This is a genomic window from Marinobacter sp. B-12, from assembly GCF_056857915.1.
In genome coordinates this window covers 42,873-59,070 of sequence record NZ_JBSXOB010000023.1, presented here as the reverse complement: position 1 = coordinate 59,070, position 16,198 = coordinate 42,873, and the positions used below count along the sequence as shown (strand labels likewise).

Genomic DNA, 16,198 nt, shown 5'->3' with positions numbered 1-16,198 from the left:
GGGTGTTTGACCGTCTGTCTCTGGTAAGCTTGCTGGATACGATGGTTCGGCTTCAGAGCCAATCATGAACCGCCGTGGTACGGAACCGTATGCCCGGTGGTGTGAGAGGACGGGGGAGGTAACTCCCCCTCCTACTCGATGTAGGGTGGTTGCCAGGCCTACCGTTTTTTTTCGGCAATCATCTCCCGGTAGCCCACCCGGAAGTCCGGATAACGGAAATGGAATCCGGAGTCCAGCAGCCGCCGGTTGTTACAGCGCTTACTGCCTGCCCGGCCACCTTTACGGGCGTCGGGGCCAGGCTTGTCGCAGGGCAGTTGTTCCCGTACCCATGCCACCACTTCATCCAGCCGCACGGGCTCGCAATCGCTGGCCAGGTAGCGGTCCTCAAGTGGCTGGCTTGCGAGTGCCCGCTCCACGATATGGCAGGTGGCCGCGGCCGCATCCGCTTCGTGGATACGGTTGCTGTAGGGGCCGGGAGAGGTCGGGGCCATGCCGCCATTCATCACCGCGTCGAGGAAGCGTGCCCGCGATGGGCCATAAATGCCACTGAAACGGATTACGGTTGCCGGACTGCCGCTCTCCAGGGCGATCCTTTCGCCCTCGAGTATTGCCTGGCCACTGTATCGGGCGGGTTCGGTTGGGCTGGCCTCATCCACCCAGGAATCATCGTCCTGGGCATAGACACTGCTACTACCGATAAACACCAGCCGCGTGAGTCGGTGCCCGTCCAGGGCGTCGATCAGGTTCTGCAGACCCTTTACATAGGCATTGTGATAGCCCTCGTTATCGTAGCTCGCTGGCGTCAGGCAATAAACCACAACGTCGAGATTATCCGGCAGTACCGGGCGCAGCTGTTCCGGCACCATCAGGTCCGCCCCCAGCGCATGGACACCCTCCGGAACTCTGTCCGGATTGCGCCGCAGGCCGTATACCTTCGCCGTTCTGGTAAGCTGTGAGGCAATGGCGCCGCCGAGCTTGCCACAGCCGGCGACCAGTATTGTTGGCGTTTGTTGGTGCTCAGTGATTGCCATAGACAATATCAATCCTTATGCTTTGGCTAATAAATTAACGAAACGTTTGCACGATCCTTGACCTGGACGAATTCTGACCGGAGCCCGCCATGACTCTGACCGAGTTAAGATACGTTGTTACCCTTGCCCGGGAAAGGCATTTTGGCCGCGCCGCCGAGCGCTGTCATGTCAGTCAGCCGACCTTGAGTGTGGCCGTCAAGAAATTGGAAGACGAGCTCGGCATACCCCTGTTCGAGCGCAGCAAGAACAGTATCCGCGTCACCGAAACGGGCAAGCGTATCATCGACCAGGCCCAGCGGGTTCTGGACCAGGTGGGTGTTATCCGTGACATGGCACAGGACGGCAAGAACCAGCTCAATGCACCCCTTAAGGTAGGCGCCATCTACACCATCGGCCCCTATCTGTTCCCGCACCTGCTACCGGAGCTTCGCCGCGCCGCGTCTGAGATGCCGCTCTACATCGAAGAAAACTACACGGCCACACTGCGCCAGAAACTGCGCCAGTCAGAACTCGACGCCATCATCATTGCACTGCCGTTTGAAGAGCCAGAGGTCGTCACTCTGCCGCTCTACGACGAGCCTTTTGTGGTGCTGCTGCCGGGAGGTCACCCGCTGACCAAACGCGAGAGCCTGACAGCGGAAGAACTGGCGCAGGAGCAGTTGCTGCTGCTCGGTCCCGGCCACTGTTTCCGTGACCAGGTGCTGGAGTCCTGCCCGCCGCTGGTGGATGCGGTCACCCGTAATCCCAGTGCTGCGGCGCCTTCTCTGGTGACCGAAGGCAGTTCACTGGAAACTATTCGCCACATGGTAGCCTCCGGCCTCGGTATTACGGTGTTACCGCTGTCCGCCGCTACAGCGATGCAGTATGACGAGAACATACTTGCTGTCAGGCCTTTCGCGGCACCGGTGCCCTATCGCACGGTGGCGTTGGCCTGGCGGGTCACTTTCCCACGACCAAAGGCGATTGATGTGCTGTCACTGGCGGCCAGCCAGTGCCGGGTGATCGAGAAAGCGAAGATTGAAACGCCGGCCGCGGCTGCAACCGCCTGAGCCAGGCTATGATGTCACTGGACGACATTGCCGTCACCACCCTGAAGGGCGTTGGTAATGCCCTGGCCGACAGGTTGTCGAAACTGGGCATCCGTTCGCTGCAGGACCTGCTGTTCCATCTTCCCCACCGGTATGAGGACCGCACCCGCATTATTCCCATGGGTAACCTCCGTATCGGCGACGTCGGCGTGGTGGAAGGCGAGGTAATGAAAACTGACCTCGTGATGGGCCGGCGCCGCAGCCTGCAGGTGACTCTGAAGGATCGCAGTGGCTTTCTGGTCATGCGTTTTTTCCATTTTAACGCCGCCCAGAAGAACCAGCTTACGGAAGGCGCGCGGGTGCGTTGTTTTGGCGAGGTTCGGCCGGGGCGGGCCGGTTACGAATTCTACCACCCCGAATATCAGGTAAACCCGCCGCCGATGCCTGCGCAGGGTGAGGCCACGCTAACGCCCGTTTACCCCCTGACAGAGGGCATTCAGCAGCCGCGGGTTCGTAGCCTGTGCCAACAGGCCCTGGGCTACCTAAAGCGCTACCCGATCCGCGATTGGCTGCCCGCTGATTTGTTGGCAAGCTACCAGTTGCCCGGCATCACTGAGGCGGTGGAACTGGTGCATTCGCCGCCGGCCAATGCGCCAGTTCATCTGTTGATGGAAGGGCGACACCCGGCTCAACAGAGGCTGGTCATGGAAGAGCTGCTGGCCCACCAACTGAGCCTCTTGCAGGTGCGGCAGCAAGTTCAGGCCCGGGAAGCGCTGCCGCTACTACCAACCGGTGATCTGCCCGAACGCTTCCTTGATCTGCTTCCGTTCAGCCTCACCGGAGCGCAGCGACAGGTTATGACGGAGATCCGTCAGGACCTCAGCCAGCCGGTACCCATGTTGCGGTTGGTGCAGGGGGACGTGGGGTCCGGTAAAACCGTGGTGGCGGCGCTGGCAGCACTGCAGGCCATTGGTGCCGGCGCCCAGGTGGCGCTGATGGCGCCCACTGAAATACTGGCAGAACAGCATTACCAGAATTTTCGCAGCTGGCTGGAGCCGCTTGGGATCCAGTTGGCGTGGCTGTCGGGAAAAATTAAGGGCAAGGCACGAAAGGAGGCTCTGGAGGCCGTTGGCAGTGGCGAAGCCACCGTGGTGATAGGTACCCATGCCCTGTTCCAGGAAGATGTCGCGTTCAGTCGCCTGGCACTGGTGATTGTTGACGAACAGCATCGTTTTGGCGTGCACCAGCGGCTGGCCCTGCGGGAAAAGGGCGTCGGTGGCACCATGGCGCCACACCAGTTGATTATGACAGCGACTCCGATTCCGCGTACGCTGGCCATGAGCGCCTATGCGGATCTGGACACTTCGGTGATCGATGAATTGCCCCCCGGCCGCAAGCCTATCGAAACCATCGCCATTCCCGACGGCCGGCGTGACCATGTGACCGATCGGGTGCGAAGAGCCTGCAAAGAAGGCCGGCAGGCATACTGGGTGTGCACGCTGATTGAGGAATCCGAAGCGCTGCAGTGCCAGGCAGCGGAAGTGACTGCGCAGGAGTTGGCGGAACGTCTGCCGGATCTGAAGGTGGGGCTTGTTCATGGTCGCCTCAAGGCGGCTGAAAAAGCGGCGGTGATGGAACAATTCAAGAACGGTGAACTCGACCTGCTGGTGGCAACCACCGTGATTGAGGTGGGCGTGGACGTACCCAATGCCTCGCTGATCATCATCGAAAATCCGGAGCGCCTGGGCCTGGCGCAGTTGCATCAGCTGCGTGGCAGGGTTGGCCGGGGCGAAGAGGCCAGTTTTTGTGTGTTGATGTACCATCCACCGTTATCGCTGAATGGCAAAGCGCGTTTGCAGGCCTTGCGCGACAGTCAGGACGGTTTCGTGATTGCCGAGAAAGATCTGGAAATACGCGGGCCGGGAGAAGTGTTAGGCACCCGCCAGACCGGTATGATGCAGTTCCGGCTGGCAGATTTTGAACGAGACAAGGGTTGGATAGAGCCAATCCGTGAAATGGCGCCGCCGCTGATGAAGCAGCCGGCATTGGTGAACGGTTTGATTCGCCGTTGGTTGGGGGAGCGAATTCGCTACGGCGACGTATAAAAGCACTGCGTCGGTCTATGAAATCTTGTGAAAACCCGCTTGCTGTCAAAGTTGGGCCGCCGTTTGTGCCCTATACTGAGTGAAACCAATGTGTCCAACGGGGCACCGTATACATTTTGGGAGAAACTTATGGAGCTACCTGTCGTAGTCAGGCAGGCGTTGGGTGAGTCTGCTGCCGGCGTTTCCCTTAGGGATGTGAGCCAGGCCCGTGGCGGCGAACTGTTACGAATGGTATTGCTTACGGATGACGAGGGGAATCTCCAGGCCATATGCCGCGAGGGGGACCTGCTGGATATCAATGCCCTGAACAAACAGTTGGGGCGGGATTTGCGGGTGATGAAGCGACGGGAGCAGGTCCTGGTTCGTGAGCGCTCTGGCCTGACTGAGCTGCCCGCCTTGCCGTCTCTAACCGGCTGGCCCACGATTGTGGACGTTCGAGTTGATGAGTTGGCGTCCGTGGCATTGGTCCTGGGTGAGCAGAATCTTTGTATGGTCATGCCCGGCGACGAGTTCCGGGGAATCACCGTCGCGGCCGACCGCCATTCGTTTTCGGTGGCGCGGGATACCATTGCCGTGAATCTCAACAGTCCGGAGAAGGACCGAGATCAGCTACATTCCGCTATTCGTCGGTTTACCTCGCTGCGCATTCAGCAGCGCCTGGAAGATACGCTGGAGTTGCCCCCTCTGCCCGAAACTGCCCAGCGCATTATTCACCTGCGGGTGAATCCCAACGCTGTAATGGGGGATCTGGTGGACGTTGTGGAAAGTGACCCTAGCCTGGCTGCTCAGGTTGTCAGTTGGGCGTCCTCGTCCTTTTATGCTGCGGCGGGGCAGGTGCGTTCTGTGCACGACGCTGTCTCACGGATTCTGGGGTTCGACCTGGTGATGAACCTCGCCATGGGGCTGTCCCTGGGGCGTGCCCTGAAACAGCCCCAGGATCATCCTGAAGGCTATGTGGATTACTGGCAACAGGCAATATGGCAAGCCCAGTCGGCGGGGATCCTGGCCAGCATGATGCCTCGTGGCGAACGTCCGATCTTCGGTCTTGCGTACCTGGGGGGATTGTTGCATAACTTTGGTTATCTGGTGCTGGCGCAGGTCTTCCCTCCCCATTTCAAGCTGGTATGCCGGTCGCTTGAAGCTAATCCCCATCTCGATTCCTCAATGATTGAGCATTTTCTGCTGGGCGTGACCCGTGAGCAGATTGCGGCGGAACTGATGCAGAACTGGGGTATGCCCGACGAGGTCTGCCTGGCAATCCGCAACCAGAAAAACCCTGGTTATGACGGCCCTCACTCGGTGTACAGCAAACTGCTCTGGCTGGGCCGGCAACTGCTGACCAAGCGCGATGTTGCCTTGGGTGCGGGTGAAGAGGTGTCGGACGCATTCTACGAATCTCTCGGGCTGAACAGGGATAAGGTGGAAGCGCAGTTCGATGAACTGGTCGAAAACAAGGATAGCATCATGGCGATGGCGGGGATGATGAATCAGTAGGGCTCCGTCACCGCCCGACCACCTCTCAAAGCCCGCAAAAAAGCCGGCCCGAAGGCCGGCAAGCTCACCCGCTTGTTGCAGAATCAAACCAACGTGTTCAGGAGAAAACAAAGAGCGCCGTTGCAGGGTCGGTAGTGGCAACGCGCTTTTTTAAATTTAGCCAATACGAAGGGAAATAAAAGCTGGCTACGTTGGTGTTTGGTGAATGAGTGGGGCGTCATAATTTCGCGACTGCTGAAGGGATTGATTTGTAAAGCTAATCAAATTCTCAGCGACGAAAACTAGTTACAAATTGTTACAAAATACTGAGCATCATGTCGGTACGGGGTGAGCGTCAAGCCTGGAATGGGTGGTGTCGAATGGCGGTTGCGGCGCGCCGGATGGCATCGGCATGCTCCTCCTCGACCGCCAGACGCTCGCGATCCATCTTGTCTACAAAGCGGGTATCTGTTTCCTGGCGGGCACGGTGGGTCGGCATATGCTGGATCTGATCATGCACTTCCTGGAAAACCCGGAAAGGCGACTGTTCCAGCAACTCCGGCGCCACGTGATCCAGCAAGCCCTTGATTCGCAGGCAAGCTTCTGAGTATTCGATTTGGTCCTCTTCCACCGCCATCGCCAATACCCGGATACTTTCAATCATACTGTCCCGGCGCTCCCTCCGGAAAGATTCGGCTTTCTCCTGTCGCCTCCTGTCGTCCTGCAGGGTGCGGAACTGGCGGCTGATAAACGCCACAAGCAGCGCGATGGCCAGCATGCCGGCAATAATCAGTGTCCATTGAAGCCATGGCGGCATAGAAGTCTCCCTTGAAAATATCAGGCCTGTTTGCGTTGGCGGTCCGCACGCCAGACTTTCACGGACACAGTCTGCCCATTGAGTACGGAGGTGCCAACAAGCGGATCAATTTCCTGATCACTCAACACGTCGTTTATGCTGGCGCCAGCGTGGGCAACCGCCACACTCTGACCGGTACCCTCCCGATGGTGGCCCCAGCCATGGGGTACTGAAATCACGCCTGCCATCACATCCTCGGTGATCTCCACCGGCAATACAATCTGCCCGGAGGTAGAGCCAATCTCGGCGGAATCGCCAGCCTGAAGGCCACAACGAGCAGCATCTTTCGGATGGATCATCAGGGTACAGCGGTCCTTGCCTTTCACCAACCGCTGGCTGTTGTGCATCCAGGAATTATTGCTGCGAACGTGCCGGCGGCCGATCAGTAACAGACCGTCGGAGGGCGGTGCCGTAAGTAAGGCATGAAGTCGCCCCAGATCCTGCAGATACCGGCGTGGAGCGAGGTTTACCTTGCCGTCGCGGGTAAACAACCTGCCGGGCATGCAGGGGCGAAGCGGCCCGAGATCCACGCCGTTGGGCAGTTCCTTCAGGGCGCTGATGGAAAGCCCCTTGGGCAAATCCTGCCAGTGGCGGTTCAGTGGGCTCATTTTTGCCAGACCCCGCAAGGGATGGCGCTCTGGAAGTATATCCATCACCAGGTCGATGGCCGGCTGGACCAGGCCGCGTGCAGGCCCGATGTTTGTTCCGTAGGGCCCGGCCCGCAACATGAGATCAAGAATCGGGTCGGGCCCAATCTGCTTGAACGCGCGCCAACCCATTTCGGAACGCAGGGGCAGGCGACCACCTTTACGCTTTTTCTCCAGACGGTGCGCCAGTTCCAGCAGTATCTGCCAGTCGTGGCGGGTGTCTTGGCCGGCATCGAACAGGGCGGGGCTATACTTGGCGGTATTGCGAACCGCAAACATGCTGAAGATCAGGTCGTAGTGGCTGCGTTCCAGGCCAGCGGTGGGTGGCAGTATGACGTCCGCATGGCGGGTGGTTTCATTGAGGTAGTAATCCACCGATACCATGAAGTCGAGGCTGGCGAAGGCCTCGTCGAGCCGGCCGCCGTTGGGGCTTGAAAGCACCGGGTTGCCCGCCACCGTCACGAATGCCCGTATCTGGCCTTCACCCGGTGTAAGAATCTCATCGGCAATGGTGCTTGAAGGGTATTCGCCTGCAAACTCAGGCAGCTTTTTCACCCGGCTGAACCGCTTGCCGAAGTGACCGTTCTGGCCGGACATACCACCGAGTGCGATCAGATCAATCGCGGGTTGTGTGAACATCATGCCGCCAGTGCTGTCCAGCTTCCCGGTCAGGATATTGAGCACGTAGGCAAGCCAGGTTGCAACTCCGCCAAAGGCCTGGGTGCTGGTGCCCATGCGGGTGTACAGTGCAGCCCTCGGTGTTGTGGCCAGTTGCCGCGCAAGGTTGCGGATATCGGCCGCCGGCATGCCGGTAGTATCGCTGGCAGCTTCAGGTGTAAATCCCAATGCCGCCAGTCGTACCAGATCCACATCTTTCGTCCACTGTTCCGCGTGGCCAAGATTGACCAGGTTCTCTTCGAACAGGGTGTGCACCATGGCCATCAGCAACAGGGCGTCGGTGCCCGGGCGGATGAAATGGAATTCGTCGGCGAGTTTGCCGGTTTCGGTGCGGCGTGGGTCCACGACCACCATCTTGCCGCCGCGACCCTTGAGTGCCTTGAGGCGACCGCGGAAGTCCGGCACGGTCATCAAACTGCCGTTGGAGGCTATGGGGTTCGCGCCGATGCAGATAAACAGGTCGGTGCGGTCGATGTCTGGTATCGGAAAGAGAATCTGGTGCCCGAACATTTCCAGGCTGGCCAGCATATGGGGCAATTGGTCGTTGGAGGTGGCGGAGAAGCGGTTCTGGGTACCCAGGGCCCGAAGGAATGGCATGGTGGCCACCAGCGAGCCGTGGTTGTGTACGTTGGGGTTGCCGAGGTAGGCGCCAATGCTATTGCGGCCGTGCTCTTTGCGTACCCGGTGCAGTCGGCTGGCCACCAGGTCAAAAGCTTCGTCCCACTCCATTTCCTGCCAGCCGTCAGAGGTGCGCCGTACCGGTTTGCGCAGGCGCTCCGGGTCTTCGTGGAGGTCCTGTAGGGCGACGGCCTTGGGGCAGATGTGGCCATGGCTCAACGGGTCGTCTTCGTCGCCCTTGATGGAGGTGACATGGCCATCCCTGACCTCAATAGCAACGCCGCACATGGCTTCACACAGGTGGCAGTTACGGTAGTGGGTGCCATTGTCCATCGGGTCTCTCCGGTCTTTTTATTGATTATGTGCTTTGGCAAGCGGGCAGGGGTATTCCGAAACACGCTGTGAATACGTCCCTTTACGCTCGGGCTCCGCCATCCATGGCTCCGCACGGTTTCGGAATACCCTGCCCGCTTGTCAGTCCAATTTTGGAGTTAGTTTCAATAGAAAACCAGATTAGCAGGAAATGCTTGGTAGGGGAAAACCGCTTTCCGGCTCTTTAGGCCACAAAAAAGCCAGCCCGGGGGGCTGGCCATAAGTAGCGGAGCCTGAAGTTAGTACTCTGCTGGAATTTCCTTGATGGGGTTGGAGAGGAAGTTCAGGTAAACGCCCTGCTGCGGAATGATCAGCGGGATGTTGACGGTCGCGAAACCAAGGGCAACCGCTTCAACGTTGATTTGCGGAACGTTGTCAGTTCTTTGTTCGATCTGCATCCTGCCGTCGTTGAAGAACTTCACCCTTCCTTCCAGATCCAGTGTGAACGGATAGCTGTAGAGGTTGTGCTCGGCGTTCAGCGGTGCGACCAGGTTCGGTGCGTCCAGGAATAGATCGGCTTCTGTCTTAAAAACCGGACCGTCATCTGTCTCGATAATGATCCCGGGGATCAAGCTGTTACGGGCACAATTGCTGGTGCAGCCAGGGTCATCTTTAGCATATCGCATGCGCAGGATTTGGGGCCCGGTTGTAGAGGCCTGCTCTCCGCCCAAGTAAAACGGAAGATCGATGTAAACGTCCGCTGAAGTGGTAGCCAGCAGTGTTGGGTATAACAGTACGCCAACACCGTCCTGGCCGGTTTCCGGGTCCACCGCCGGTCCCGTGACTTCGGTGTTCAGAGCGTAGGTCTGGTAGATGAACTTGTTGCGTGGGCAGTCGGGTCCATCCGAGCTACAGCCCACGCGCGCGCTGAGATCACCCAGAAACCCGCCATCTGCCGTCTGGTCGTCGACCAAGAGCTTTGCGGCATTGGCAGAGGGTAGGAACCCATCCGCATTGCTGCCTTCATGATTGAAAGGCTCCAGGCAGCTTTCTCCGCCCAGTGTTGGGCAATCTACGATGAAGTTGGAATTGGCATCACGGATCGGCAGGTTACGCAGAGGGGTATAGACAGTCTGCTGGGCCTCCATGCCACTGAAGTAAATGGTCAGGTTGGGGCCGCCGGCGTCGGTGGAGTCCACCAGCAGGTCGGTCTGCAGAGGAAAGCCTTGTTCCGAGCAGATGGCGTTGCCGCAATTGCCTGATCCGTTGGCGGATCTCATGGTGTAGCGGTAAAAGCTGCCATCGGCGGTGTCCCATGGGCTGTTAGGGTAGAAGCGGATGCGCTGGTTGTTTTTCTCCAGGCGTCCGCTGACGGATTCGCCAGAACCTATGGGTGTCGACGCATTGGTAACTTTTTCGACAATGAAGGTGTTTTCGTTAATGGTGTCGAAGTCCATAGACTTGGAGAACACCACTACAATAGGTCGGTCCGTGGGAAGCTTGGTGATTGGCAGTAGGTCACCGGCGGCACCACTGTCGGATGCATCCCGGCAGCGCCCGTGAGTGCCCTGGCTCAGGTTGACGGCGGTTGTTACGCAGGGATAGCCAGGATACGTTGTCAGTGCCAGGGGTGATCTCTGGGTAACCGAACCTCCCCCAGTATCAGGCAGGGCGAAGCTGAGGTTCTGAGGTGTGGCGCCATTGCCTGCAAGGTCGGTCAGCGCGTTGCCGATCTGCACGGTGTAGTTGACGCCATGCTCCAGGCCGCCGACCGGGTTCAGTACCAGGGCGGTTCCGTCCAGTTTGGCGTCCAGTGTGTCGTCGCCAACCGTCAGCGGTGTGCCCGCTGAGTCCAGCACAATGCCATCGGCGATGGTATCGGCGTCGAGTGGTTCGTCGAAATTCAGCACGATCGGGTCGCCAGGGCGCTGCATCTGATCACGATTACCCGGGAAGGCATCGTCCGGCCCTGGCATCCAGCTTACTAACTGTGGGCCGGTGTTGTCCGCCAGTTCTTCGTCCCGTTGTTCGGCAGCGTCCAGGGCGGATTCGGAGTCCGTTGCCGCTTCAATACGAAAGGCAATGGTGGCGTCGGTGAATTCCTGGCCCAGTAGGTTGGGTTCGACCATACCGATGGCGTCTATGGTTAACACGCCATCTTCCACGATCGCTATGCCGGTCAGCTCTACCCCCAGCAGGTCCTGGGATAACGAAGCATTGGGCTGCGCCTCTTCCGTGTTCATGGCAACGTCCATAAACAGTTTGACGTGGCGAGGGGCGTTCATGCTATCCGTGTAGGGGTTTGGCATCAGGTAGCCGGTGGCGTCCGACAACATGGTGACTTTAATGTCGCCGGTTTTCTGAATGCTGCCGGTTGCCGGGTCGATAACCGGCACCTCACCGTTTATTCGAACGTCCAGGGTGCTGCTGGTCAACACGCTGCCTTTCGGAACTCGCAGTGGCAGGGGCTCATCGGCCGCAAATGCCGGCGCGTAAGCGAGCTCTGCAAACAGATCGCCGGTTTGCTGGGACGGCCCAGCATTGCCCTGCAGGACGGAGTTTAGGGTGATGCCGTTGATGATTTGCCCGTTTAGCCGAGACTTGCGGGTGTTTTCAGCACTCTCGCCGGCATTCAGGCCGGAATCCACCACTTGCTGAGACAGCACAACCGTCGGGCCGGTGTCGCGTGGGGTTACGGTTTCGCTGAAGTCGCCCAGCGCACCGCCATGGAGGCTCGGCAGATTGCGGACTGACACGGTGTAGGTCTCGCCCGAGGTGAGTATGTCCTCCTCACGGCCACAGCGCTCTTTTGAGTCTGCAAGGCAGGGGTCGATAGTGATGTCCCGGCCTTTCACAATAACGGTGGCCGGCACAACGGTATCGTTACTGTCAGTGATTTCAATGACACCGCCCCGTGCCTTCCAGTCCGGGTGCACGGTCTGGGTCATTTGCAGTCGGAATGTGGAGAAGTTCATGGGCTGGAATACATTGCCCTCGGAGGGAATCATTTCCGCAACGGTGAACTCCGGGCTCAGGTTGTCCAGCCCGGAGATGCCGCTGAAGGCACCCCGTGTTGAAAACTGCACGCCCTCCGGGCCGAAGGCATTGGGGTTAGGAATCGTGCGGCCACTTTCCGCCTGCAGCGCTTCGGTAAACTCAATGGTGTAATTGGCTCCCGGACTGAGTTCGACCTGTGGCGACAGTGTCAGGCTGCGCCCGCCATCCACGCTTTCGGCAGTAAAGCTCAGGTCGGTGCTTCCATCAGTGATGCGTATTTTGCTGACTACATCGTCGTCAGACAGCGCATGGGAAAAGCGCAGTACCATGTCTGCCTTGGGGCTGACGTTGCTTTGGCCATCCGCCGGGTAGGAGTAGACGACTGAGCCCGGGGTTGTGGGCTCGTCGATGGTCTGTTCATCACCCCCGCCGCATGCGGCCAGGAGCATCGCGGGAATCAGTGCCAATGTGTTGTTGTGTTTCATGGCAAACCTCTCCTCAGAACTTCAGGGTGATGGAGCCGCTGATAACGTGAACGTCACCGTCGGCGGTTGCCTGCTGTTCGTTGCCGTCATAGTCGACGATGGTGAAATCCCGGTCCTGCAACTGCTGATATTGGTAACCGATATCCAACCGTACCGGGTAGGCCAGCACGCGGGTGCGTTCGTAGGTGGCACTGATGCCAAGCCCGGCCACGATCTTGTCGGTGTCCAGATAGTTCAGCTCCGGGTTGCGGGTGGTTTTGAGGGGAGACTCCTCATACGCCAGCCCTCCGCGAACGGCAAAGTGGCGGCTGAGCTGGTATTCGGCGCCGATGCGGGGCACCAGGATGTCATCGAAACGAATTCGATTGGCTGCGCTGACGTTCTCCTGGTCCTTGATGGTATCGCCGGCAAACTCGTCTTCCAGCTCTGACCAGTTCTGCTGCTCAATGCTGCCGCCGATGCGCCAGCCGTCACCCTTGTACTGGGTGCCGATGGCAAAGGTTTCCGGCTGGAAGGAATCGATGGTGGCCACCGCAAGGCTCAGGCCCGGGTCGGGAATGGTTTGGGTAACGATGATGTTGGAGTCCACAGACGTCGAAGCGGATGACTTGGTGCGATAGGTAACCGCACTTTCCCAGCCATCGAGGAAACAGTCACTGTCCGGACAGAGGGTATCGCCCCACTTGATGGTGGTGCCAAGGATGGACTTCAGCGACGGCTCGGCATTAACCGCCAGTCGCTCGCGGCTGGTCTCACCGCCGAGTGTTGAAACGGCATCCAGTTGAGCGGCTGCCTCCAGGGTGACGCGCACCGAGAAACCGCCCGAGATGCCTCGCCAGAGTGGGGTGGCACCACCAATGTTCAGGAAAAGGGGTTCCTTGCCGTATTGCAGATACTGCCCGGTTTCGGAGGTTTCCGAGGAGAATGCCAGCATTTCCTTACCATACTTCTCAACGCCTGCGATGAAGCCCAGGTAAATCGGGTGGTCGAAGCGGGTCAGGGACGCCAGGTTGGTTTTCATACCGATCAGGACATGCTGGCTCGGCGAGTCCGAAATAATATCGCCGTCTGCATCGGAACGGCTGGAGCGCAGTTCCTGCTCCGCATGAAGAATGCCACCGGTAAGCTCGCCACGCTCGTCACTGGTTAAATAGGACGGATTGTAATAGGTGGCTGACACCTGCTCGTTGAACATCGACAGGGCCTGTGCGGTGGCCACGTCCACGGGCATCACGCCATAGGTTGTGCCGATGTTGCCCATGCTGGCAGAGGCATTCAATGAAAAACCGGCCGAGGCGGCTGCAACGGCGAGTGTTATCGCACGCAGGGAAAAGCGGGAGGTTGAAACCATGAAACACACTCCATTCGTTTGTCTTTGTTATGGACCTTTGCCGTGCCCCCGGAGCCGGGTAACAGGGCTGGCAATTATTGTTGGTACATTTGTTCGAAAAGCAGTGTAGTGCTCTTGTCTTATCGGGACGTTGGCTTCTTTGACAGGTTTTGGTGTCGAAACGACCACCCTCTAGTTAAAGATGGTTTGAAAATGCTGGAAATACAGAGTTTTATAAGGCCGGAAGGTGTTTATTTCTGTAACGAAGGGGTGTGAACTGTTGCAGGTTTTGGAGGTGGGCACCAAAAAGGGCACCCGTTCGGGCACCCGGTGGATAAGCCGGCCGGCTGCTCAGCTGCTGGACAGTACCGACAATACTTTCTGCGCATGCTCCGCCATTTCACTGCCCAGGCTTGTCAGGTAACCGCCATCCTTCTGAGTGATCAGCCCCTTCTGGTGTAGGCGTTCAGCTGCTGTCACCATCTCTGGTGCAGCCGAATGCTGGTGAACCTTGATGCCCTCCTGCGCGGATGACAGGTCGAACATAGCGAGCAGGTTAAGTTCATCAATGTGATCGGAAGAGAAAGGCATAGTGCGTTCCTTGTGTTATTTTTAATGGCCATAGTGTAGTTGTATACGAAGCCACGGTATTCGGCAAAACTGATTTCCGGATAAACCACCCCACCTGGATGGAGACAGGGATGTACACCCTTCATATTGCGAACAAGAACTACTCGTCATGGTCGTTGCGCCCCTGGGTGCTGATGAAAGAGCTGGGCATTGAGTTTAATGAACAGCTCATTGTGTTTGGTGACGAGCCCACCTGGCAGGCGTACAGGCGCCTGAGCCCCAGCGGCAAGGTACCCTGCCTGACGGACGAAGGCACAACCGTATGGGACTCGCTGGCCATCAGTGAGTATCTGGCCGAGCGCCACGAAGGCGTTTGGCCTAAAGACTCGAAGGCCCGTGCCTGGGCACGTTGTGCGGCTGCTGAAATGCATTCCGGATTCCAGTCGCTACGGGATATCTGCAGCATGAACGTGGGCCTGCGTATCCGCATGAACACGGTCAGTGAAGGCCTGCAAAAGGATATCGGTCGCATCGACAGCCTGTGGTCCCATGGCCTGCAGAAGTTCGGTGGCCCGTTCCTCGCCGGTGACTGCTTTACCGCTGTGGATGCCTTCTTTGCCCCTGTCGTCTATCGGGTACGCACCTACGGGCTGGACCTGAGCGAAGGCGCCGGCGCCTACGTTGAGAGAGTTCTGGCGTTAGGCAGTATGCAGCAGTGGGAAGCCGAATCCCTCGCAGAACCGTGGCGAGATACCGAGCACGAGGACATCGCGTTCACGGTCGGGACCCTGCTCGCGGACCACAGAAAATAGCCACATTCTTTAACAGACAGGGGACACACCAGGCATGATCAGTTGGGAAGATTTTGAGAGCGTGGAGTTGCGCATCGGCACCATCATTGAGGTGAGCGAATTTCCGGAAGCCCGCAGGCCAGCGTACAAGCTAAAAGTCGATTTTGGGCCAGAGGTGGGTGTTCGTAAATCCAGTGCTCAGATTACTGACCTGTATGATCCTGAGGCGTTGTTGGGTAAGCAGGTACTCGCCGTTACCAACTTCCCGCCCAAACAGATTGGCCCCTTTATGTCCGAGTGCTTAGTGACCGGAATAAAGAATGATGAGGGTGCGATAACGCTGGTTAGCACTGATCATAAGGTCAGCAATGGTCAGAGGCTTATTTGAGGACGGTGGCTCTTTCTGAAACACGTTGTCATATGGTGAGTGGGCGCAGGTATCAGAAGCAGTTTATAAGGAAGGTCCCAAGTGAGGGACCTTCGTGTGACGGGTAAGCTTTGATATGTTGACTAGCCTGACACTAAGAGGTGATAAGGCGGCGCCTGATCGCAACTAGCCCAATCAGGCTTATGCCAAATAGCGCTAGAGTTGAGGGCTCAGACACTTCTACCGGCTCACAGTTACGGTCGACGCAGTAGGCAGCATCGTGGGAGAAGGGAGCGAAGTCCGTGATCGCTGTCCGGTTGCCGTTAGTTTCACCGTAAGTGTAAAGGTCGAAATGAAGACCGTAACCCATTGCCAATGATGATGCGTCTATCTGAAAAACCTGTTTGAATAACTCCTCACCGGCAGGTCCAGCAGTATCGTCTTGAACGTTGTAAGACGCTACTGTCGGCAAACCATCAAAACTGAAGGCAATTTGATAATACAAAGTATCGAAAATTCCGTGTGGACCAAGTTCTCCGCCGTTTGAGATTGATTCGATCGGTGGGGTACCGTACTCAGAATCACCTATGAGCGAGGAGAGTGCCGTGCCATTTACGGTAATACCGCCAAGGTTTGCGGGATCTCCGATGTTTTGGCTCTGAGGCAGAAGCGCAATTGACAGGTAGTAGTCAATAGTCGTATCTACACTCGGTACCTTGCCTAAAGCCCACAAATCGAATGTTGCAGCATTAGTCACAGTACTTTCTTCTGTGCCCCCCAAATAAGTGCCGCCATCAATGTCCAGTTGTAATGTTGGCACAGCCAGCACAGAGCTGGATCCCAGCATCCCTATGGCCAAAGCCGCTAAAGTTCTCATTTTCATAGCGACATTCCTCGCAAAAATTTTCAA

The 16,198-nt window shown here is 57.8% G+C and carries 12 protein-coding genes; 5 read left to right on the top strand and 7 right to left on the bottom strand.

What is annotated here, in order from left to right; translation table 11 throughout:
* Positions 1–158: 158 nt before the first annotated feature.
* The gene (locus AC13D2_RS01970) at positions 159–1,031 is read right to left on the bottom strand and encodes an NAD-dependent epimerase/dehydratase family protein (protein ID WP_292047782.1); all 873 of its coding nucleotides are present in this window, start codon (positions 1,029–1,031) and stop codon (positions 159–161) included.
* An 89-nt stretch (positions 1,032–1,120) separates the two neighbouring features.
* Here AC13D2_RS01970 and AC13D2_RS01965 point away from each other — a divergent pair, with 89 nt between their 5' ends.
* The 3 genes from AC13D2_RS01965 (at position 1,121) to AC13D2_RS01955 (ending at position 5,658) form a co-directional block, all read left to right on the top strand.
* A complete protein-coding gene (locus AC13D2_RS01965) occupies positions 1,121–2,080 on the top strand; it encodes a hydrogen peroxide-inducible genes activator (RefSeq protein WP_292047783.1) in 960 nt (319 codons plus the stop codon).
* An 8-nt stretch (positions 2,081–2,088) separates the two neighbouring features.
* Positions 2,089–4,164, top strand: coding sequence for an ATP-dependent DNA helicase RecG (gene recG, locus AC13D2_RS01960; RefSeq protein WP_292047784.1), 2,076 nt, complete (start codon positions 2,089–2,091; stop codon positions 4,162–4,164).
* Positions 4,165–4,293: 129 nt separating this feature from the next.
* Positions 4,294–5,658, top strand: a complete 1,365-nt coding sequence (locus tag AC13D2_RS01955) for an HDOD domain-containing protein (RefSeq protein WP_292047785.1) — start codon at positions 4,294–4,296, stop codon at positions 5,656–5,658.
* A 334-nt stretch (positions 5,659–5,992) separates the two neighbouring features.
* Here the strand turns inward: AC13D2_RS01955 and AC13D2_RS01950 are convergent, their stop codons facing one another.
* The 5 genes from AC13D2_RS01950 to AC13D2_RS01930 form a co-directional block, all read right to left on the bottom strand.
* The gene (locus AC13D2_RS01950; RefSeq protein WP_482938142.1) at positions 5,993–6,454 is read right to left on the bottom strand and encodes a DUF2489 domain-containing protein; all 462 of its coding nucleotides are present in this window, start codon (positions 6,452–6,454) and stop codon (positions 5,993–5,995) included.
* Between the two features lie 20 nt (positions 6,455–6,474).
* Entirely contained in the window at positions 6,475–8,769 is a 2,295-nt protein-coding gene (locus tag AC13D2_RS01945) for a molybdopterin-dependent oxidoreductase (RefSeq protein ID WP_300499905.1), read from the bottom strand.
* A gap of 278 nt (positions 8,770–9,047) precedes the next feature.
* The gene (locus AC13D2_RS01940) at positions 9,048–12,230 is read right to left on the bottom strand and encodes an Ig-like domain-containing domain (RefSeq protein WP_482938141.1); all 3,183 of its coding nucleotides are present in this window, start codon (positions 12,228–12,230) and stop codon (positions 9,048–9,050) included.
* 13 nt (positions 12,231–12,243) lie between these two features.
* Positions 12,244–13,581: an alkane uptake protein AupA gene (gene aupA, locus AC13D2_RS01935; protein WP_292047793.1), complete on the bottom strand. Its 1,338-nt coding sequence runs from the start codon at positions 13,579–13,581 to the stop codon at positions 12,244–12,246.
* Between the two features lie 330 nt (positions 13,582–13,911).
* Positions 13,912–14,151: a TIGR02647 family protein gene (locus tag AC13D2_RS01930; RefSeq protein WP_199447693.1), complete on the bottom strand. Its 240-nt coding sequence runs from the start codon at positions 14,149–14,151 to the stop codon at positions 13,912–13,914.
* Positions 14,152–14,261: 110 nt separating this feature from the next.
* On the opposite strand from AC13D2_RS01930, the gene AC13D2_RS01925 reads away from it, so the two are divergent.
* A complete protein-coding gene (locus tag AC13D2_RS01925) occupies positions 14,262–14,942 on the top strand; it encodes a glutathione S-transferase family protein (RefSeq protein ID WP_482938140.1) in 681 nt (226 codons plus the stop codon).
* A gap of 34 nt (positions 14,943–14,976) precedes the next feature.
* Entirely contained in the window at positions 14,977–15,309 is a 333-nt protein-coding gene (locus tag AC13D2_RS01920; protein WP_482938139.1) for a tRNA-binding protein, read from the top strand.
* 133 nt (positions 15,310–15,442) lie between these two features.
* Here the strand turns inward: AC13D2_RS01920 and AC13D2_RS01915 are convergent, their stop codons facing one another.
* Complete coding sequence (locus AC13D2_RS01915; protein ID WP_482938138.1) at positions 15,443–16,171, bottom strand: choice-of-anchor N protein; 729 nt, start codon at positions 16,169–16,171, stop codon at positions 15,443–15,445.
* Positions 16,172–16,198 lie beyond the last annotated feature (27 nt).